18 protein-coding genes are annotated in these 20,419 nt (G+C 58.1%); 16 read left to right on the top strand and 2 right to left on the bottom strand.

Annotated elements, in window-relative coordinates; all coding sequences use genetic code 11:
* Positions 1-253: 253 nt before the first annotated feature.
* The gene (locus tag E4633_RS11010; RefSeq protein WP_135870283.1) at positions 254-1,309 is read right to left on the bottom strand and encodes a threonine aldolase family protein; all 1,056 of its coding nucleotides are present in this window, start codon (positions 1,307-1,309) and stop codon (positions 254-256) included.
* 107 nt (positions 1,310-1,416) lie between these two features.
* Positions 1,417-2,283: a DMT family transporter gene (locus tag E4633_RS11005; RefSeq protein ID WP_246038036.1), complete on the bottom strand. Its 867-nt coding sequence runs from the start codon at positions 2,281-2,283 to the stop codon at positions 1,417-1,419.
* A 226-nt stretch (positions 2,284-2,509) separates the two neighbouring features.
* Between E4633_RS11005 and E4633_RS11000 the strand changes: the two genes are divergently transcribed.
* The 16 genes from E4633_RS11000 to E4633_RS10925 all read left to right on the top strand — a co-directional run bounded on the left by E4633_RS11000 (position 2,510) and on the right by E4633_RS10925 (position 20,418).
* Positions 2,510-3,256, top strand: coding sequence for a basic amino acid ABC transporter substrate-binding protein (locus E4633_RS11000; protein WP_135870281.1), 747 nt, complete (start codon positions 2,510-2,512; stop codon positions 3,254-3,256).
* Positions 3,257-3,400: 144 nt separating this feature from the next.
* Positions 3,401-4,186: an amino acid ABC transporter permease gene (locus E4633_RS10995; RefSeq protein ID WP_135870280.1), complete on the top strand. Its 786-nt coding sequence runs from the start codon at positions 3,401-3,403 to the stop codon at positions 4,184-4,186.
* A complete protein-coding gene (locus tag E4633_RS10990; RefSeq protein WP_162604973.1) occupies positions 4,173-4,919 on the top strand; it encodes an amino acid ABC transporter ATP-binding protein in 747 nt (248 codons plus the stop codon). The genes E4633_RS10995 and E4633_RS10990 overlap by 14 nt, the downstream gene beginning before the upstream one ends.
* A gap of 153 nt (positions 4,920-5,072) precedes the next feature.
* Entirely contained in the window at positions 5,073-6,434 is a 1,362-nt protein-coding gene (locus tag E4633_RS10985; protein WP_135870279.1) for an alginate export family protein, read from the top strand.
* Positions 6,435-6,577: 143 nt separating this feature from the next.
* A complete protein-coding gene (locus E4633_RS10980; RefSeq protein WP_135870278.1) occupies positions 6,578-7,765 on the top strand; it encodes an ABC transporter substrate-binding protein in 1,188 nt (395 codons plus the stop codon).
* A gap of 449 nt (positions 7,766-8,214) precedes the next feature.
* On the top strand, positions 8,215-9,075 hold the full coding sequence (gene htpX / locus E4633_RS10975) for a zinc metalloprotease HtpX (protein WP_135870277.1): 861 nt from the start codon (positions 8,215-8,217) through the stop codon (positions 9,073-9,075).
* Positions 9,076-9,136: 61 nt separating this feature from the next.
* Positions 9,137-9,889 (top strand): TerC family protein, encoded by a 753-nt coding sequence (locus E4633_RS10970; protein WP_135870276.1) that lies wholly within the window; start codon positions 9,137-9,139, stop codon positions 9,887-9,889.
* A 53-nt stretch (positions 9,890-9,942) separates the two neighbouring features.
* Positions 9,943-10,236, top strand: a complete 294-nt coding sequence (locus E4633_RS10965) for a TFIIB-type zinc ribbon-containing protein (RefSeq protein ID WP_135870275.1) — start codon at positions 9,943-9,945, stop codon at positions 10,234-10,236.
* A 94-nt stretch (positions 10,237-10,330) separates the two neighbouring features.
* The gene (locus tag E4633_RS10960; RefSeq protein WP_135870274.1) at positions 10,331-10,684 is read left to right on the top strand and encodes a hypothetical protein; all 354 of its coding nucleotides are present in this window, start codon (positions 10,331-10,333) and stop codon (positions 10,682-10,684) included.
* A gap of 112 nt (positions 10,685-10,796) precedes the next feature.
* Positions 10,797-12,092, top strand: coding sequence for a TolC family protein (locus E4633_RS10955; RefSeq protein WP_135870273.1), 1,296 nt, complete (start codon positions 10,797-10,799; stop codon positions 12,090-12,092).
* Positions 12,089-13,330: an efflux RND transporter periplasmic adaptor subunit gene (locus E4633_RS10950; protein ID WP_135870272.1), complete on the top strand. Its 1,242-nt coding sequence runs from the start codon at positions 12,089-12,091 to the stop codon at positions 13,328-13,330. The genes E4633_RS10955 and E4633_RS10950 overlap by 4 nt, the downstream gene beginning before the upstream one ends.
* Before the next feature lie 14 nt (positions 13,331-13,344).
* Entirely contained in the window at positions 13,345-16,443 is a 3,099-nt protein-coding gene (locus E4633_RS10945) for an efflux RND transporter permease subunit (protein ID WP_135870271.1), read from the top strand.
* A 685-nt stretch (positions 16,444-17,128) separates the two neighbouring features.
* The gene (locus tag E4633_RS10940; RefSeq protein WP_135870270.1) at positions 17,129-18,004 is read left to right on the top strand and encodes a branched-chain amino acid ABC transporter permease; all 876 of its coding nucleotides are present in this window, start codon (positions 17,129-17,131) and stop codon (positions 18,002-18,004) included.
* A gap of 5 nt (positions 18,005-18,009) precedes the next feature.
* On the top strand, positions 18,010-18,912 hold the full coding sequence (locus E4633_RS10935) for a branched-chain amino acid ABC transporter permease (protein WP_135870269.1): 903 nt from the start codon (positions 18,010-18,012) through the stop codon (positions 18,910-18,912).
* Positions 18,913-18,950: 38 nt separating this feature from the next.
* Positions 18,951-19,724, top strand: coding sequence for an ABC transporter ATP-binding protein (locus tag E4633_RS10930; protein WP_135870268.1), 774 nt, complete (start codon positions 18,951-18,953; stop codon positions 19,722-19,724).
* Complete coding sequence (locus tag E4633_RS10925) at positions 19,717-20,418, top strand: ABC transporter ATP-binding protein (RefSeq protein ID WP_135870267.1); 702 nt, start codon at positions 19,717-19,719, stop codon at positions 20,416-20,418. Before E4633_RS10930 ends, E4633_RS10925 begins: the two co-directional genes overlap by 8 nt.
* The last annotated feature ends 1 nt before the right edge of the window (position 20,419 follow it).

The raw sequence follows: 20,419 nt of genomic DNA, 5'->3' as shown, positions 1-20,419 counted from the left end.
ATACATTCTGCCCGGAATACGACGAGTTTTCCCTGGAACAGGACAAGTTTTTTTTAAAGTTGCCATATTTCGCACGAAATATGACAAGTTTTTCAAAAAGTTAGCATATTCTGCCCGGAATATGACAAGTTTTTCAAAAAATTGAAAGATTTGAGCTGAAATCTGTCAGGTTTTTTCAAAACTTGATAGATTCCGACCAAAATGTTTCAAGTTTTGTCGGAAATCTGTTGAATCGCCCGGTTTTTGAGATCAGCTAGGCGACCGAGGCCTTGATGTCGGCGACGAGCCGGGCGACTTCTTCAACCCTGGTGTCCCACGAGCACATGAACCGTGCGCCACCGGAGCCGATGAAGGTGTAGAAGTGCCACCCCTTGGCGCGCAGCGCTTCCAGTGCTTCGGGTGCCATTTCGAGGAAGACCGAGTTGGCCTGGCTTTCGAACATGATGCGCACCTGGGGGATCTTCTTGATCTCGTTGGCGAGGAGTCTCGCGCAACTGTTGGCGTGGGCCGCGTTCCTGAGCCAGGCTCCGCTGTCGAGCATGCCGATCCAGGGGGCGGTAAGGAAGCGCATCTTCGAGGCGAGTTGTCCCGCCTGCTTGCAGCGGTAATCGAATTCGTTGGCGAGTTCCTTGTTGAAGAAGACCACCGCCTCACCGACGGCGAAGCCGTTCTTGGTCCCCCCGAAGGTAAGGACGTCGACGCCTGCCTGCCAGGTGATCTCCTTGGGGGCGACGTTCATGGACGCCACCGCGTTAGCGAAACGGGCGCCGTCCATGTGCACTCTCAGGTTGTACTTTCTGGCTAACTCCCCGATCGCCTGCAGCTCATCAAGAGAGTAGAGGGTCCCAAGTTCGGTCGCCTGGGTGATGCTCAGGGCACGGGCCTTCGGGTAGTGAATGTCGCTACGCTTCGTGATGGTATGCTCCACGGCATCAAGGTCGATCTTGCCGTTCTCACCGGGAACCAGCAGCACCTTGGTGCCGTTCGAGAAGAACTCGGTGGCGCCGCACTCGTCGGTTTCTATGTGCGCCATCTCGTGGCAGACGATGGAGTGGTATGACTGGCACAGCGAGGCGAGGGCAAGAGAGTTGGCCGCGGTGCCGTTGAAAACGAAAAAGACCTCGCAGTCCTTCTCAAAGACTTCACGGATCTTCTCGCAGGCCTGTGCGGTCCAGCGGTCGTCCCCGTAGGAGCTGGCGAGTCCGCTGTTCGCCTCGGCCATCGCCTGCCACGCTTCGCTGCAGATCCCTGCGTAGTTATCGCTGGCAAAATGATGCTTGAGCTCGCTGTGGTCTCCCGAGTTGATCATAGTTTCCCCTTCTTACGCGGCATAAGCCGCACGTGCGTGTGATTGAGTCTGGCCGGACTGAAAGAATTATTACAACCACGAAACTCTGTCAACAGCCAAGTGCCGGTTCAACCTTCCGCTGCCACCGTGACGGCGTCATCGCTTTGGGCCCCGTCAGGGAGCAGTTCCGAAACGATCATCCCTGCAAGGATGAGGACCGCTCCGATCAGGCCGAAGACCCCGAGCCTTTCTCCTGCGGCGTAATACGCATATGCTGCGGCGAAGACCGGTTCGGTGCAGAAGATGAGCGCGGTGTGAGCAGGGCTGATGAACTTCTGCATGGTGGTCTGCACCAAAAAGGCGAAGATGGTCGCGATCAGCACGCAGACTACCAAGGTCCAGAGGAGTTCCGGGTGCCAGATGAAGACCTCCTTGCCGCGAAAGGACGCGGAGGCCAGACTCAGAAGACCGACCACGGTGAGCTGCAAGGTGGTGAGGAGGTAGACGTCGTTACCGGCATGCCGGGCGAAGTGGCTCGTGTAAAGCAGGTGCAGCGCGACGCAGGCGCCGCAGATGGCACCGAGGACGTCGCCCCGGTTGAAGCTCAGGCTGCCGTCGGTGCAGAGAAGGAAAAGACCGGGTGTGGCAAGACCGACACCCCATCTGATGCCGCTGCCGATGGAATGCCTGAAGATCGCTGCGCCGAAAAGCGGCACGAGTAAGACGCTTAGCCCGGTAAGAAAGCCGGTATTCGATGCACTGGTGTACTTCAGGGCTACAGTCTGGAAGGCGTAAGAAGCAAACAGCAGGACTCCGAGGATGGCACCATGGCTAAGGGTTCTGGAGTTGATCTTATTGACCCGAACCAAGGCTAGAGGAAGCATGATCGCCGTCGCAAAAAGGAAACGCTGAGCCAGAAAAACGAATACGTCTACCTGGCTGATCGCGTCCTTCACCACGGTAAAGGTGACGCCCCAGAAGAACGTCGTTATCAAAAGGAGTATACCAGCACGAATTTTTTTGACAGATCCCAAAGTAATTTTGACCTCATAAAACCTTGAATTCACTAAATTGTGGTATGACAAGTTAACATGGGCTTAAAACCAGCGCAATCCCTAATTAATAAGTGGTTGACAAGAGTGTGGAATACCTTTAAAAGTATGCGGCGATAAAGCTAAATGGTGTACTCCGCCTAATATTAAACCCGATTAAGGAGGAAACATGAAATCACTTCGTATTCTGACTGCAGTACTGGCTCTGGGGCTCTGCGTTGCGTCCGCGGCATTCGCCGCTCCCAAGAAGGCGATCACCGTTGCGTCCGACGCGACCTGGCCGCCGATGGAGTTCGTGGATGCCAACAAGAAGGTCGTTGGTTTCGACATCGACTTCATCAACGCCGTCGCCAAAGAGGCCGGTCTTCAGGTTACCGTAAAGAACACCGCTTGGGACGGCATCTTCGCCGGGGTTGAAGCCGGCCAGTACGATGCCATCATCTCTTCGGTTACCATCACCCCCGAGCGTCAGGCGAAGTACGATTTCACCGTTCCTTACGTACAGATCGGTCAGATCCTCGTTGTTCCCAAGGCTGAGAAGGGGACCAAGATCGCTGACCTGAAGGGCAAGAAGCTCGGCGCCCAGATCGGCACCACCGGTGCGATGGAGGTCAAGAAGGTTGCCGGCGTCGAGCTGAAGACCTATGACGAAGTGGGTCTGGCTTTTGAGGACATGGCTGCCGGCCGCATCGCCGGTGTCGTTTGCGACGAGCCGACCGCCATCACCTACGCGCTGCAGAAGAAAGAGTACAGCAGCAAGTTCAAGATCGTCGGCAAGTCCTTCACCAAGGAAGCCTACGGCATCGTCGTGAAGAAGGGCAACAAGGAACTGGTCGCGCAGTTGAACAAAGGCATCGCAGCCGTCCAGAAGAAGAAGATCGACGCACAGCTCAAGAAGAAGTGGCAGCTTAAATAACACCTGAAAAAGCTCCTGCGGAATGAATGGCCTCATGTTGGCCGCTTCTGCAGGAGCTTTCTTCGATTTACGGGCAGAGCAGGATCCGAGCAGCAAATACACAAGCCGACAAGTTATGCCGGCGCAGGACGGTCAGAAGAAAGCATGAGCATTGAAGCAAAGAAGCAGATCATTGATGTAGGGGACGGCGCGGCCATCCCCCGTAAGAGCGACCGCGGTCTGTTCACCGCGTGGCGTATCGCGTTTTTTGGCGCCATCGGCACCATCTCTTACCTGGCATACTCCAAACCCGACCCGTACCTCGAGATTCTCAAGTTCGTTCCCGACGGCATCGCAGTTACCTTCCAGGTGACCCTCGGGGCGATCGTTCTGGCCATCGTCATCGGCCTCATCACCGGTTTGGGCCGCATCTCCAAGAACCGCTTCTTCAACGGCGTCGCCTCTCTCTACGTCGAGATCATCCGCGGTATCCCGCTGCTGGTGCAGATCTTCTATATCTACTATGCACTCGGCAATATCGTGAAGGTTCCCGCCATCCTTTCCGCCATCATCGCCATGGCCGTTTGTTATGGCGCATACATGGGCGAGGTGGTCCGTGCGGGGATCGAGTCGATTGCGAAGGGGCAGCGCGAGGCGGCTCTCTCCCTCGGGATGAACGGCCGTCAGGCCATGATCCACGTCATTTTGCCGCAGGCGGTCAAGGTCATCCTGCCGCCAGTAGGCAACGAGTTCATCGCGCTCTTGAAAGACTCTTCGCTCGTCTCCATCATCGCCGTCGCCGACCTTTTGCGTCGGGGCCGCGAGTATGCCTCCGAATCCTTCACCTATTTCGAGACCTACACGGTCATCGCGCTGATTTACCTGATCATCACCTTGTTCTTCTCGAAGATCATCGGCGTTATGGAGGAGCGTGTCAGTGTCAACAAATAACCGCAGGAAAATGGTAGAGGCAAAAGAGATCATCAAGGTCTACGGTTCCTTCCGTGCCCTTGACCGAGTCTCCCTGGATGTGTACGACGGCGAAAAGGTGGTCATCATCGGTCCCTCCGGCTCCGGGAAGTCCACGCTGCTTCGTTCCATCAACCGTCTTGAGGAAATCGACCGCGGCAGCATCGTCGTCGACGGCATGGACCTCTACGACCCGAAAACGGACATTACCAAGGTGCGTGAAGAGGTGGGTATGGTGTTCCAGTCCTTCAACCTGTTCCCGCACAAGACCGTGCTCGACAACCTGACCCTCGCCCAGATCGTGGTGCGCAAGCGCTCCAGACATGAGGCGGAGGAGAAGGCAATGGCGCTTCTCGAGCGCGTTGGCCTTGCTTCCAAGGCGAAGTCCTATCCGGGCAAGCTCTCCGGCGGTCAGCAGCAGCGTGTTGCCATCGCGCGTTCGCTCGCCATGGAGCCGAAACTGATGCTCTTCGACGAGCCGACCTCTGCGCTTGACCCGGAGATGATCGGTGAAGTTCTCGACGTCATGAAGGACCTCGCTAAAGAAGGCATGACCATGGCCGTCGTAACGCACGAGATGGGTTTCGCGCGCGAAGTGGCGGACCGCGTCATTTTCATGGACGCTGGTCGCATCGTGGAGGAGGGGACGCCAGAGCACTTCTTCACGCAGCCAACGCACGAGCGCGCCAAGTTGTTCCTGAGCCAGATTTTGTAATTTAACTGGCCCCTGCGTCAGTAGGGGCCAGTTTTTGTATCCGGTGTAATTTACTTCAGCAACAGGAAAGGGGTGATAGGTCTTCTTCTGACTTACCGTAGTACCGTTTCACACGCTGGAATTGCAATTCACTAAAACAACGAGGAGGCAGTAATGAAGAACAAGAAGCTTGTAGTTGCAGTAGCAGCAGCTCTCACCGCAGCATCCGCAGTCCCCGCTCTCGCTCTCGAGAACCAGTTCACCGGCGCGTTCACCACCTTCTTCGATACCGGCAACTTTGCCAGCACCGGGGTCGTTGAAAAAAACTCTGATACCGCAAACTACTTCGTTCAGCGCATGCGTCTGGGTTACACGGCAAAAGCCGACGACCATGTCAAACTGGTTACCAAGTTCGAGTTCGACTACAACTACTGGGGCAACAGCTCCTACGTGAACGCGCGCGGCGGCGGTGGCGCTCTTGGTGCCGACACCGTCAACATGGAGACAAAGAGCATCTATCTGGACCTGAACTACCCCTCCATCAACGCAAAAATCGGTATGATGCCGAACACCGACTCCCTCAAAGGCATCCTGTTTGACGGTGACATGGCCGGTGTCCTCCTTTCGCATGACTACTCCAACGCGAGCGTGTCTGCCGGTTTCTTCCGTTTCAACGATAAAGGCAACGTTCTTGGCGACAACACCGAGGACATGGTCTCCCTCGATGCCAAGTACAATGTCAGCAAAAACTTCAAGGTCGGCGCTGCCTACTACTTCATCAAGGACAACCGCACCAACTCCACCACGGTTGACGCTTCCGGCGATGTTGCAGGTGTCGATGCCAACGGCAACCCGATTTTCCTCGACAACGCCAACTTCGTCCCCGCTTCTACCGTCACCACCAAAAACGACACCAAGGTTCACACCCTGGGGCTCAATGCTGAAGGCGTGATCGGCCCGGTTTCTCTCAGCGGCTTTGCTGCCAAGCAGTTCGGCGACCTCACTGCTGACATGGATGCCAAAGGTTATGCCTTCAACGTGGCTGCTAAAATGGCCCTCGCAGGCGGTACCGCTCGCACCAACTTCCTCTACGTTTCCGGCGGGAAAGATGCCTTCTACGTAGCCACCAACGGTGGGGACTTCGCTACCGAAGGCGGTCAGTTCTACGACTCCGAGATGATCATGCTTGGCCGTGACAAGTGGGCGACCACCATCGACAACGCGCTGATCTACGACGTGAACAACTTCAACGAAGGCGTGATCATGGGCACCCTCGGTTACGACTACGACTTCAGCGACAAGATCTCTACCGCTGCTAACGTCGGCTTTGCCGCTACTGCCAAGGACACCGGCGTTGCAAGGCATGAAGGCGACAGCAACTACCTCGGTACCGAGTTCAACGCAGAGTGCTACTACAAGGTTTCCCCGAACGTCATTGTAGGCGTACGCGGTGGCTACCTCGTCGTTGGTGATTACTTCGCTAAAGGCTCCGACAACCTTTGGGATATGAAAGCCCTCGTAAACTACAGCTTCTAGTTCATCATCCCTTCCCGGTACATCCTGTGCCGGGAAGGGAATATTCAATGTCACTGTCTTGACAAAGGTACAGTGACTACTAGACTCTGTTGACGTAATGTAGCCTGGCACAATGTAATCAATCAAACTTAGGAGGTACCTGCATGAGCTTTAAGAAGATGAGTGCATTGCTTCTCGTGGCAATGCTCGCAGTCGGCGCATTCGGCTGCAAGAAGAAGGAAGAGGCCGCTGCACCCGAGGCCGCGAAGCCGGCCGGCAACACCGTGAAGATCGGCTTCCTCGGCGCCCTCACCGGCGACGTTGCCATGTTCGGCAAGCCGACCCTCGAAGGCATGAAGATGGCTGCCGACGAGGTTAACGCTGCCGGCGGTGTTCTCGGCAAGAAGATCGAGATCGTCGAGGCTGATAACCGTGGCGACAAGCAGGAAGGTGCATCCGTTACCCAGAAGTTCATCTCCCGCGACAACGTTACCGCCATCGTTGGCGACCCGACCACCGGCATCACCAAGGTTGCCGCTCCGATCGCACAGAAAGCAGGCGTAGTCCTCCTCTCCGCCGGCGCAACCGGCCCGGGCGTAGTTGAGGTAGGCGACTACATCTTCCGCGACACCCTGCTCGACTCCATCGCCATCCCGGCCTGCATCGAGTACTTCGCGAAAGACCTCGGCTTCAAGAAGGTTGCTATCGTAACCTCCGACAACAACGACTACTCCGTTGGTCTCTCCCAGACCTTCCGCGACGCGGCCGCCAAGGTTTCGTCCATCAAGATCGTAGCTGACGAGAAAGTGAAGGACGGCGACAAGGACTTCTCCGCCCAGATCACCAACATCAAGGCTAAGAAGCCGGACGTCATCCTGTTCTCCGGCTACTACACCGAAGGCGCTCTCATCATGAAGGAAGCGCGCAAGCAGGGCCTCAAGGCTCCGATGTTCGGCGGCGACGGCCTGTTCTCCCCGAAATTCATCGAGCTCGGCGGCCCGGCCGTCGAGGGCTCCATGTCCGCTCTCGGCTTCTCCACCGAGCAGGCATCCCCGGCTACCGCCAAGTTCATCGAGGCGTTCAAGGCCAAGCACAACGGCGAACTCCCGGGCCTCTTCGACGCCCAGGGCTACGACGCTGTGATGCTCCTCGTCGACTCCATGAAGCGTGCTAACAGCGTTGAAGCGAAAACCTTCAAGACCGCTCTGGCACAGACCAAGAAGTTCGAAGGCGTTTCCGGCACCATCAGCATGCAGGCAAACCGCGAGCCGATCAAGAGCCCGCTCAGCCTTCTGTACGTCAAGGACGGCAAGTTCGTCCTCAGGGCAAAAGTCCCCGTCAAGATGGACTAATGCCTGACCTTGCAGTACAAAGCGGCCCCGTTTCGGCGGGGCCGCTTTTTTTGTGCGAACCGTAAAGGCTTCAACGCAAAGACGCAAAGCCGCAGAGGCGCAAAGGTAAACTTTCAAACCGTTTAACAGCTTGCCTTCTCTTTGCGTCTTTGCGGCTCCGCGTCTTTGCGTTGTGATTTTAGTGTCTTTACTTTGGTCTGTGCTGTACCGATTACCCTTGACAACTGGCATAGGAAAAATTATATTTTGTACCATTAAAGGGGAGTAGTTATCGGCCGGAGACATGGCCGACCCGAGTTTCGTCAATACGGTCGCAAGACCCGGAACCGGGGCAGACATCCTGCCAACAAGACCTTTATCCTGGTAACTATGCCGAGGGTAAAGGTCTTTTTATTTGCCCTCAGCTGAAACAAGTCCTTCGGGACATCTTCAATCTAGAGGTAAATACTATGCAAAGACTCAAAACGACATTTCTGCTGGCTCTTCTCACCGTTCTCATGGTGACCATGGGTAACGCTATGGGCGGGCGGTCCGGCATTGTCACCGCCTTCGTCATCGCCCTTGGCATGAACTTCTTCTCCTATTGGTTCTCGGACAAGATCGTGCTGCGCATGTACGGCGCGCAGGAGATCGGCGAGCACGACCACCCGACCTTCTACAACCTCGTACGTAACCTCGCCATGCGCGCAGGGCTTCCCATGCCGAAGGTGTACATCATACCTTCCGACAGCCCCAACGCCTTCGCAACCGGCCGTAACCCGCAGAACGCTGCTGTTGCCGCGACGGAAGGGATACTGCGCATCCTCTCGCCGGAGGAGCTCGAAGGGGTAATGGCGCACGAACTGGCCCACGTGCAAAACCGGGACATCCTGGTCGGCACCATAGCCGCCACCTTCGCCGGCGCTATCTCCATGATCGGCAACATGCTGCAGTGGGGTGCCATGTTCGGCGCCGGCCGTAGCGACGAGGAGGACGGCGGCGGCATCGCCGGACTGGTCGGGTCGCTCGCCATGGCGATAATCGCTCCGATCGCCGCGATGCTTATTCAGATGGCCGTCTCCAGGTCGCGCGAGTACTTAGCCGACGCCACCGGTGCCGAGATCTGTGGCCGTCCGCTGGCGCTCGCCTCGGCCTTGAGGAAACTGCACATGGCCTCACACCAGCTCCCGATGCAGGAGGCGAGACCCGCAACGGCGCATATGTTCATAGTGAACCCGCTTACCGGCGGCGGCTTGATGGAACTCTTCTCCACGCATCCTCCGATGGAAGAGCGCATCGCACGCCTCGAGCAGATGGCGGTCAGGCGTTAAAGACACCTCCCCCGGAGGGGGGAGGAGAACTATAAAAATTGCCTCTAAGGAGACGCTGTAAATGGACTGGTTTACCGACCCGCAGGTCTGGATGGCTCTCATCACGCTGACCGCGCTGGAGATCGTGCTCGGCATCGACAACATCATCTTCATCTCCATCCAGGCAAGCAAGCTCCCAGCGGCGCAGCAGGAGAAGGCGAGGCTGACCGGCCTCGGCCTCGCCATGTTCATCCGCGTGGCGCTTCTCTTCTCGCTTACCTGGCTCATGGGGCTCACCACGCCGCTTTTCAGCCTCTTCGGAAACGAGATCTCCGGCCGTGATCTGATCCTCCTAAGCGGCGGTCTCTTCCTCATCTGGAAGAGCACGATGGAAATTCACGAGAAGCTCGAAGGCGAAGAGGTCGTGCACGCCTCCAAGGTGGGTGCAACTTTTGGCGCCGTCATCGTGCAGATCCTGCTGCTGGACATCGTTTTCTCGCTCGATTCCATCATCACCGCCATCGGCATGGCGAGCCAGCTCTTCATCATGGTCGCGGCCGTGGTCATCGCAGTCGGATTCATGATGCTATTTTCCGGCAAGATCAGCGCCTTCGTCGAAAGACATCCGACCATCAAGATGCTCGCTCTGAGCTTCCTGCTCTTGATCGGCGTTTCGCTCATAGGCGAGGGCTTCGGGATGCACATCCCCAAGGGGTACATCTATTTCGCGATGGCTTTCTCGGTGATGGTCGAGATGCTTAACCTGCGGGTGCGGCGGGGTAAACCTGTTAAACTGCATGAGCCGCATCTTGATACGGACAGGGCAGGGGAGTAGCCTGCCGCCAACCCTCTCGCCCCTGGCGGGAGGCAAAGACAAAGGAGGATGCTATGAAGTGCCCCGTATGCAACGACGCGAACCTTGTCATGTCTGAACGTCAGGGGATTGAAATCGACTACTGTCCACAGTGCCGCGGCATTTGGCTTGATCGCGGGGAGCTCGACAAGATCATAGAGCGCTCTGCAATACAGCCGCAGCAGCCCCAGCCCCAGCAACATCAACAGCAACATCAACAGCAACAGCAACAGCAACAGTACGCGCCACAGCCCGATTATCACCATGCGCAGCACCACGGGCATAAGCCGTATCGTAAGAAATCATTTCTCGAAGAGCTCTTCGACTAATCGATGCCGGCAGGGGGAAGCTTTCCTCCTGCCAGCTTTTTCCTTGACACCTTCGCCTTTCCTTAGCTATCTTTCCGGCGCGATGCGATACTTGATGCCACTTAAATCGATCTCTACCTTGCTGCTCATGGTGCTGTTCTGCTTCATCCTGGGTGGCACGTGCGAAAGCGCCCATGCCAAGCAACTTGGCGTAAGCGCTGCGAGCTGCGAACAAACCGTCTCCCACGAAGGCGTCGAGTGCGATCTCCCCGGTTGTCCGGCGGACGAGGAAGACGGACATACCGACTGCGATTTCTGCTGCGATTGCGCCTGCCATCTTTCCTTGAACCTCGGTTCTTTCTCTTTCAACTACCTTCCCCTTCTTTCAGACATCAAAAGCTTCGACCGTTTCACCTTCCTCCCGGAAGTTTTTCTCTCCAAGTTCGTTCCCCCTCAGTTGCGCGCCTAATTCCCCTTTACGGCTGTAGTGCGTCTAACGCATAGGCTTGCCCTCTCGGGACAGTCATGCCGTGTCACGTTCATTTTCGTATTTTTCATCATCTGATCAGGAGGTTTTCCCATTGGGAACAACTGCATTCAGGGGAGCGCGGCTTCTTCTGCCCGTAGCCCTTTGCCTTTTGGCAGCTTCACCCGTAGTGGCTGAAACGCAGGCCCTTTCTCTGCGCCAGGCCGTTGAAACGGCGCTCAGTAACAACCCCGATATCACCTCTTTGCGCAAGGAGGCAGGCATTTTCGACGCCGCATCCTTGCGCGCCGGACTGCTTCCCAATCCGACCCTCGAAGTGGAGGGCGCAACTGGAGCCTTAACCGGCAGCAGTGCCGACAACACCCTCTCCCTCGGTATTTCCCAGGAACTTCTGCTTGGAGACAAGCGGAACAAGCGCAGTCTTGTCGCCGAGCGTGACATGGCAGCGTACCGCTGGCAGGTGCTCGACCGCGAGCGTACCCTCAAGGAGCAGGTGCAGGGTGCCTACTACGACGCGCTTCTCGCCGGACAGAGACTCGCCCTGGCGTACCGTTCCATAGACCTGAACAAACAGTTGCTCCAGGTGGCGGAGGACCGTCTCAACGCAGGGGATATCCCGGAGCTTGAGATGTACCTGGTCCAGGTGGAACTTGCCCGCAGTGAGGGAGCCCGCATCGATATCGACCGTGCTTACCTCGAGTCCAGTTCAAGACTCTTCTCCCTGCTCGCTCTCCCTCACGGCGAAGCGCCTTTGCTGAACGGGAGCCTCGATGCCTGGACTTTCAAGGTCGCGAACCTGGCCGACCTGAAGCGCCTGGCCCTCAACCGTCGCCCTGACCTTAAGGCGGTCGATGCCGCAGCTAGTAAAGGTGATGCGGAGGTGGCGCTCGCTGAAGCCGAGGCGATTCCCAACTTGACCGCAGGGGTCGCACTGTCTCGCGAGGCGAGTTCCATGGAAATTGGCGGCGTTGAGGGGAGAGAGACTGCCTACACGGTGGGCCTCAAGTTTTCCATGCCGATCCCGTTGTTCGACCGAAATCGCGCCGGGGTGCAGGAGGCGCGGGCGAAGCGCAGCAGTGCGGAGATCCGCGCCAAGGCTGCTGCCGTCACCGTCGAGCGTGAGGTGGAGAGCGCCTGGGCGAGCCTCGCCAACGCGGAAAAGGTCGTTTCTCTCTACAAGTCAAGCATCCTGCGTCAGCTTGAAGAGAACCTGACGCTCACCCAGGAGGCCTACCGGTTGGGCGAGGTCGGCATCCTCGCGGTGATCGAGGAACAGAAGAAGTTTTTCGAGGTAAGCGACAGTTACCTGACCGCCCTGCATGCACGGCAGATGGCCATGGCGAAATTAGAATCGGCGGTAGCCGCTGACATGAACGGAGGTGAGCAGTGAACAAGAAGGGAATCATCATAGGACTCATTCTGGCTGTCGCTCTTTGCGGCGGCGTTGCATACCGGCTGGCCAACTCCTCCACGGCAGCAGAGCACGCGGAACATGCGGAGGCTGGGCACGGCGAGGAAAAAAGCGAGCACGCCGAAGGGAAAGAGGAAAAGGGGCACGAAGGCCACGACGAGCACGGAGCAAAGCTCGTCAAGATGAGCGCAGAGGTGCAAAAGCAAAGCGGCGTGGTCGTCGCTGCCGCGAAAAAACAGCAGATGGCCGGTCTGATCAGCGCTACCGGCAAGGTGGAGGCTAACGCCGACCGCATCGCCCACGTCTCTCCGCGCATCTCCGGAAAAGTCGTCGCGGTTCGCGCGTCCTTGGGGGACAGCGTTGGAGCGGGGCAGGTGCTCGCCACGCTCGACAGCGTCGAACTCGGGGAGGCTTTAAGCCGCTACCACCAGTCGAAGACGCGGCTTTCACTGGCCCAGTCCAACATGGACCGGGTGAAGGTGCTGGTGGACAAGAAGATCGCTGCGCGCAAGGAGATCCTGCAGGCCGAGACCGACTATAAGACCGCACAGACGGAACTGCACACCGACCAGGAACGCCTGGCGCTGTACGGCGTCTCCGCGGGCGATCTCAATGCAGGCAAAAAGCCCATTCTTCCGGTTCGTTCGCCGATTTCCGGCGTCATCACGGAAAAGCACGCCATCGTAGGCGAACTCGCCGATCCAGCCAAGAGTCTCTACACGGTCGCCGACCTCTCCTCGGTTTGGGTGATGGTGGATATTCACGAAAAAGATCTCGCCAAGGTGCGGCGCGGCCAGGCGGCGACGGTGATGGTGAACGCCTTCCCCGATACCAAGTTCCGGGGGCGTGTCACTTACCTCGCCGACGTCGTCGACGAAGCGACCCGAACCATAAAGGCCCGGGTGGAGGTGGCGAACCCGGGGCGCAAACTCAAGCCGGAGATGTTCGCCACCGTCGAGCTCGCCATAGCGGCTGACGCGGCAGCGGTGCTCGCGGTTCCCGAGGAGGCGGTCCAGGAACTGGAAGGTAAGAAGCTCGTTTTCGTCGCCGAGGGGGAAGGGGTGTTCGAGTCGCGCCCGGTTCAGCTTGGCCGCGCTTCCGGCGGCATGGTCGAGGTGCTCTCCGGTCTCAAGGAAGGTGAACGCCTGGCGGTGAAGGGGGGCTTCGTCCTCAAGTCGGAATTGCAGAAAGGCGAAATCGAGGGGCACGATCACTAAGGAGACCAGCACCCATGCTTGAAAGAACAGTCGCATTCATGCTGAAGCAAAAGGGTATGGTCATCTTCCTCGCGTTGGTGATCGTCGTCTTCGGCTTCTATTCCTATCTGAAACTACCCATAGATGCCTTCCCGGATGTCACCAACATCCAGGTGGAAGTGGTGAGCCACGCCGACGGGCTTTCGGCGGAGGAGATCGAGAGAAACGTAACCTATCCCATCGAGACGGCGATGCGGGGGCTTCCCGACATAGAGCAACTCCGCTCGGTAACCAAGTTCGGACTTTCCATCGTCACCGTCGTATTCAAGGACAACGTCGACATCTATTTCGCCAGACAGCTGGTTTTTGAGCGCCTGGCCGAGGCCCGCGAAAAGGTTCCCAAGGGAGTCGAGGTTTCCATGGGGCCGATCGGTACCGCGATGGGGGAGATCTACCAGTACACCCTCGAGGGTAAGATGCCCAAGGACCCCGAGGGACAACGCGCCTACCTCACCAACCTGCGCACCATCCAGGAATGGGTTCTTGCCCCGCAGCTCAAGGGGGTCCCCGGCGTCAACGAGATCAACTCGTTCGGCGGGTACTTCAAGCAGTACCAGGTGGAGGTCTCGCCCGAGAAGCTTTTGAAGTTCGGCGTGACGGTGGACGACGTCTACGGTGCGATCGGCAGCAACAACAGTAACGTGGGAGGTAACGTCCTCGAGCGCGGCACCGACCAGTACATCGTGCGCGGCGTCGGCCTCATCCAGACTACTGCGGACATCGAGAACATCGTCCTCAAGTCTCAGGGGGGAACCCCGGTCTACCTGCGCGACGTGGCCCAGGTGAAAATCGGCGAGGCGGTCCGCATGGGTGCCGCGATAAAGGACGCGCAGGGTGAGGCGGTCGGGGGCATCGTGATGATGCTCAGGGGCGAGAACAGCCGCGACGTCGTGGCGCGGGTCGCGGCCAAGGTGAAGGAGATCAACGAAAGCAACATGCTTCCCGACGGCATAAAGATTGTGCCGTACTACGACAGAAGCGACATCGTTAAGTCGAGCGTCGGCACCGTGAACAAGGCGCTCGTCGAGGGGGCGCTCCTTGTCCTCGTCGTGTTGTACCTCCTTTTGAACAGCATCCGCGGCAGCATCGTCGTGCTGCTCGCGCTGCCGCTGTCGCTTCTGGTCACCTTCATCGTGATGAAGCTTACCGGCATCACGGCGAACCTCATGTCGCTGGGCGGACTTGCCATCTCCATCGGCATGATCATCGACACCACCATCATCCAGGTGGAGAACGTGCAGCGCCACCTGAGCGAGGAGGGGGAGCGTCAGCCGAAACTCGTTACCGTTCTGAAGGCGGTCATGGAGGTGCGCAAGCCGAGCATCTTCGGCGAGCTCATCATCGCGCTCACCTTCATCCCGATCCTCACACTCGAGGGGATCGAGGGGAAGATGTTCGGCCCCCTGGCTATCACCGTCGCCATCGCGCTCTTGTCCTCGCTGCTCTTGTCGATATTCATCATCCCGGTGCTTTGCAGCCTGTTTCTCAAGCCGCAGCTCGAGAAGGAAAGCCGCATCATGCTGTACGCCAAGGAGCAGTATCTCCCGCTTTTGGAGTACGCGCTCAACCGCAGGAAGGTTGTGCTCGGCGTCGCGGGGGGACTTCTCGTCTTCTCCCTTTTTCTCGTGACGCGGCTTGGCACCGAGTTCATGCCCATCATGGACGAGGGGTCCTTCGACATGGACATCGCCATGCTGCCGGGCGTCTCACTTGCTAAGGCGCTCGAGGTGAATCAGCAGGCGACGCAGAAACTCAAGAAGTTCGAAGAACTGGACGTGGTGGTCGGTCGCATCGGGCAGACCGGCGTGGCGCTTGATACCCGCGGCCCCGACAAGACCGGATACGTCGGGGTCTTGAAGCCGAAGGAGCAGTGGAAGCGCAACATCTCGAAGGAGGAACTGACCAACGAGATGCGTGAAGAGCTGGAAAAGATCCCCGGGATCAGCTTCGGGTTCAGCCAGCCGATCCAGTGCCGCATCGATGAGCTGGTGGCGGGAACGCGCGCGCAGCTCATCGTGAAGCTCTTCGGCGATGATCTGGACATCTTACGCGACAAGTCCTCCGAGATCGCCAGGGTGCTTGCCAAGGTGCGCGGCGGCACCGACCTCAACACGGAAAAAGTATCGGGACAGCCGTACCTGACTGTCACCATCGACCGGGCGAAGATCGCGCGCTACGGCCTCAACATAAGTGACGTGCAGAACGTGATCGAGATCGCCGTGGCCGGCAAGACTGCCTCCACCTTCTACGAGGCGAACCGCAGCTTCGACATCACCGTCCGTCTCCCCGAGGAAAAGCGCAACTCGCTCGAGGCGATCCGGAACCTCCTCGTAACTACCAAGTCCGGGTTGAACGTGCCGCTGGAACAACTGGCGGAAGTGAAGATGGTGGAAGGACCGGTGCAGATCAGCCGCCAGGACGGCGTCAGGCGGATCGGTATCGAGATGAACGTAAGCGGCAGAGATATCGGGAGTTTCGTTGCGGAGGCCAAGGAGAAGATCCGGTCGCAGGTTAAGCTGCCGCCGGGATATTACCTCACCTGGGGCGGCCAGTTCGAGAACCAGCAACGGGCGATGAACCGGCTCATGATCATCGGGCCGGTCGCCGTGGCGCTCATACTGCTTCTGCTTTACGTCACCTTCAGGTCCATTCGTCTCGCATTCCTAGTGATAGCGAACCTGCCGTTCGCCCTGATCGGCGGAATATTCTCCCTTTTCCTCTCGGGGCAGTATCTATCCGTACCTGCCTCGGTGGGGTTCATCGTCCTCTTCGGCGTGGCGGTGCTAAACGGCCTGGTACTGGTCTCCCGGATCGTACAGTTGCGGGAGGAAGGGCTTTCGGTCGATGAAGCGGTGCGCAAGGGCGCCCTCGATCGTTTGCGGCCGGTGCTGATGACGGCGTCGATCGCGATCTTCAGCCTGGTGCCGATGCTTCTTGCCGACGGAACCGGGTCCGAAATCCAGAAGCCGCTGGCAACCGTTGTCGTTGGCGGACTGATAACTTCTACGCTGCTCACCTTGTTGATCATCCCGGCGGTGTACGGGTGGTTTGAAAGGAAAACGCAGGCCGAATAAGTAAAACAAGCAAACTCTTTACGTTTTCAATGCAATTAGCGCCGTGACAACTCCTCGTGTCACGGCGTTTTTTTTTCTGTCGTAGCAGCCAAAGGCAAATCCTTCCTGTTCCCCCTTCGCCAAGGCTATGGGGGACAGGCTCCTCCTTCGCCAAGGCTACGGAGGGCAGGCTCCCCCTTCGCAAAGGGGGGGACGCTGGGGCGCAGGCAACGCTTTTGGGGCAGCTGTATTCTATATACTTTCCGGTCTCATTGACTGTAACCATCCTTTGGGAGCAGTTGCCCAATAGCGGGGTAGAAACGGACGCAAACAGGGATGTCAAGATACAGATGCAAACAATTTTCGATTCAATCAAAAGTTTGCCTTTACTAAACAGGGGGAGCTGTTGTACAGTGTCGCGCTGTCAAGCCACGCAGCTCATTAAAGCAAGCGGTTGCGCTCGCAGCAGCATGTTGCCTGACCAGTAGAAGAGCAGGGCGTAGTGTTTTATTCTAAGCAAACGCTCATCATCTGTACTGGATCTAAGATCAGCAATGCCTTGCACAATTCAAGGACTTTGTGGTATACGTTCAGGGCATTCCGCTGTTCTATTTTTGTGAATCGCCGGAGCTGAACGCGGAATTTCCCGCTTTGGTCATACCGCAAAAAAAAGCTCTCCAACAATCCCAGTCGGAAGGAAGTCGACATGTTCCTACAACAGCTAGTAAACGGCGTGGCCTTAGGTAGCGTGTATGCGCTCATCGCTTTGGGCTACACCATGGTCTACGGTATCATCACCCTGATCAACTTCGCCCACGGCGAGATCTTCATGGCGGGCGCCTTCGTCGGCCTGCTCCTCGTCGCCACTTTCAAGGTGAACGTATTCGTTGCCATCATCGGCGCCATGATCTTCTGCATGCTCATGGGGGTGGTCATCGAACTGATCGCCTACCGCCCGCTCAGAAAGTCCTCCCGCCTCTCGGCGCTGATCTCCGCGATCGGTGTCTCCATCTTCCTCAGCTCGCTCGCCTTGATGGTATTCGGCGCCGACGCGAAAGGATTCCCCGACGGCGCATTCCCCGTGAGGCAGATCAAGGTCGGCTCCGCCGACATCTCGACGCTGCAGCTTCTCATCATCGGGGTTTCCGCTGCGCTCATGATGGGGCTCGAGTTCATCGTCCAGAAAACCAAGATCGGCAAGGCGATGCGCGCCACCTCTGAGGACTACAACACCTCCGCGCTCATGGGGATCAACGTGAACCGCGTCATCTCCTTCACCTTCGCACTCGGTTCCGCGCTGGCTGCGGCGGGCGGGGTGCTGGTCGGGGTTCTCTTTAACGCGGTTTCCTTCAACATGGGTCTCATGGCCGGTCTCAAGGCCTTCGCCGCTGCGGTTCTTGGCGGGATCGGCTCCATCCCCGGCGCGATGCTGGGCGGCCTGCTGCTCGGCGTTTCCGAGGTCTTCGGCGTAGCCATCGGCTACTCCTCCTACCGTGACGCGATCGCCTTCACCATCCTGGTGCTGGTCCTCCTTGTCAAGCCGACCGGCCTGCTCGGACAAAAAATTACAAAGAAGGTATAGATTCGATGGCAGACTTCCTGAACAGCCTGGTCGGCTCAATCGACCCGTACATGTTGCAGATTTTCGTCAACGTCGGCATCGCTATCGTGCTGGCGCTCGGGCTCAACGTCATCACCGGTCTTACCGGGCAACTCTCCCTGGGGCACGCGGCCTTCATGAGCATAGGCGCCTTCACGAGCGCCATGGTCACCATCAAGACCGGCCTTCCCTTCGTCGCCAACCTGGCCGTCACAGGGGTGGTGACCGCGATCGTTGCCGCCATGATCGGTTTCCCGATCCTCAGGCTAACCGGTGATTATCTTGCCATCTGCACCTTGGGTTTTGCTGAAATCGTCAAGGTATTCTTCCTGAACTTCGAGCCGACCAACAAGGCGCTCGGCCTCACCGTTCCTCCCGCCAAGACCGCCATCCCGATGCCGATCTACGTCTGGGTGGTCGCGATCTTCGCCATCGTCCTGGTCACTTTCGTACAGAACTCCCGCTTCGGACGCGCGCTGAAGGCGATCCGCGAAGACGAGATCGCCGCGGACGCCATGGGGATCAACACAGCACGCTACAAAATCCAGGCCTTCGCTCTCGGCTCCTTCCTGGCGGGTATCGGCGGCGGTCTCTACGCACACTTTTTGAGCTACATCAACCCCTCGGACTTCGGCTTCCTCAAGTCCGTCGACATCCTGGCCATGGTAGTTCTGGGCGGCCTCGGGTCCGTACCCGGCGCGGTGATCGGTTCCTCGATCCTCGCTTCGGCGCCCGAATTCCTCCGCTTCATGTCGCAGTACCGCATGCTGGTCTATGGTGCACTCCTTGTGTTCCTCATGGTCTTCCGTCCCAACGGGCTTCTGGGCGGCGTGAACCTGACCGACCTTTTACTACGCGCCATAGGCAAGAAGCCGACCAGCAAGGGCTAGCAGAAACAAGAAAATAACTCACGAAACGAGAGTAAAGCATGTCCATTCTTAAACTCGATAACGTCACCATCCGCTTCGGCGGCCTGGTCGCCGTAGACAAGGTAAACCTCGAGGTCGAGAAGGGGAGCATCATGGCCCTGATCGGACCGAACGGCGCGGGCAAGAGCACCATGTTCAACCTGATCACGGGCATCTACACCCCGACCGAAGGGCAGATCTCCTTCATGGGCGAGAGCATCTCAGGAAAGCCCGCCTTCAAGATCGCCGGTTCCGGCATCGGCAGGACCTTCCAGAACATCAGGCTCTTCACCCAGCTCACCGTGCTGGAGAACGTCCTGATCGGCGCCCATACCCAGGGGACTTTCGACCTGACCGGCGCCGCGCTCAAATTCCTGCCGTGGGTGCGCCGTCAGGAGGCTGAGCTTAAGGAACTTGCCATGGCCTGCCTGAAACAGGTGGACCTGACCCACAAGGCGTACGAACTGGCCGGCAACCTGCCGTACGGCGAGCAGCGTCGTCTCGAGATCGCCCGTGCCCTCGCCATCAAGCCGCAGATCATCCTCCTGGATGAGCCGGCGGCCGGCATGAACCCGCAGGAGAAGCAGGTTCTCGCCGAGATGGTCAAGGCCATCAGCAAGACCGGCGTCACCGTCTTCCTGGTCGAGCACGACATGAAGTTCGTCATGGGGATCTCGGACCGCATCGCCGTCCTCGACTATGGGGTGAAGATCGCCGAGGGGACTCCGGAGGAAATCCGGAAGAACCCGAAGGTCATCGAGGCGTATCTCGGCAAAGGAGCAGCGGATGCTTAAGGTAGAGAACATCAGCGTGAATTACGGCGCCATCAAAGCGCTGCAAAACGTTTCCTTCCAGATCAACCAGGGCGAGATCGTCGCGCTGATCGGTGCCAACGGCGCGGGCAAGACGACCATCCTAAACACCATCTCCAACATCGTTCCGTCGGTGGCCGGGAAGATCACCTACCTCGACAAGGAGATCACCAAGCTTCCGCCGCACGAGATCGTGAAGCTCGGCATTTCGCAGGTACCTGAGGGGCGCCGTGTCTTCGCCAAGATGAGCGTGCTCGAGAACCTGGAGATGGGCGCCTATACGAGAAGCGACAACGAGGTCGCCTCGGACATGGAGAAGATCTTCCAGCGCTTCCCGCGTCTGAACGAGCGTAAGAAACAGGCGGCAAAGACGCTTTCCGGCGGTGAGCAGCAGATGCTGGCCATGGGCAGGGCGCTCATGTCCCGCCCGAAACTGCTCCTTCTTGACGAGCCTTCCATGGGTCTCGCGCCGATGCTCGTCGAGCAGATCTTCCAGATCATCCAGGAGATCAACGCGAGCGGCACCACCATCCTCCTGGTCGAGCAGAACGCCAACATGGCGCTCTCCATCGCCCACCGCGCCTACGTCCTCGAGACCGGCGAGGTGGTGCTGCAGGGCGACGCCAAGGAACTGGCGTCCAACCCCGAAGTGAGAAAGGCTTACCTGGGAGAGTAGG

The organism is Geomonas terrae (assembly GCF_004791675.1).
GTDB classification, from domain to species: domain Bacteria; phylum Desulfobacterota; class Desulfuromonadia; order Geobacterales; family Geobacteraceae; genus Geomonas; species Geomonas edaphica.
This window is presented reverse-complemented; position numbering and strand designations above follow the sequence as displayed.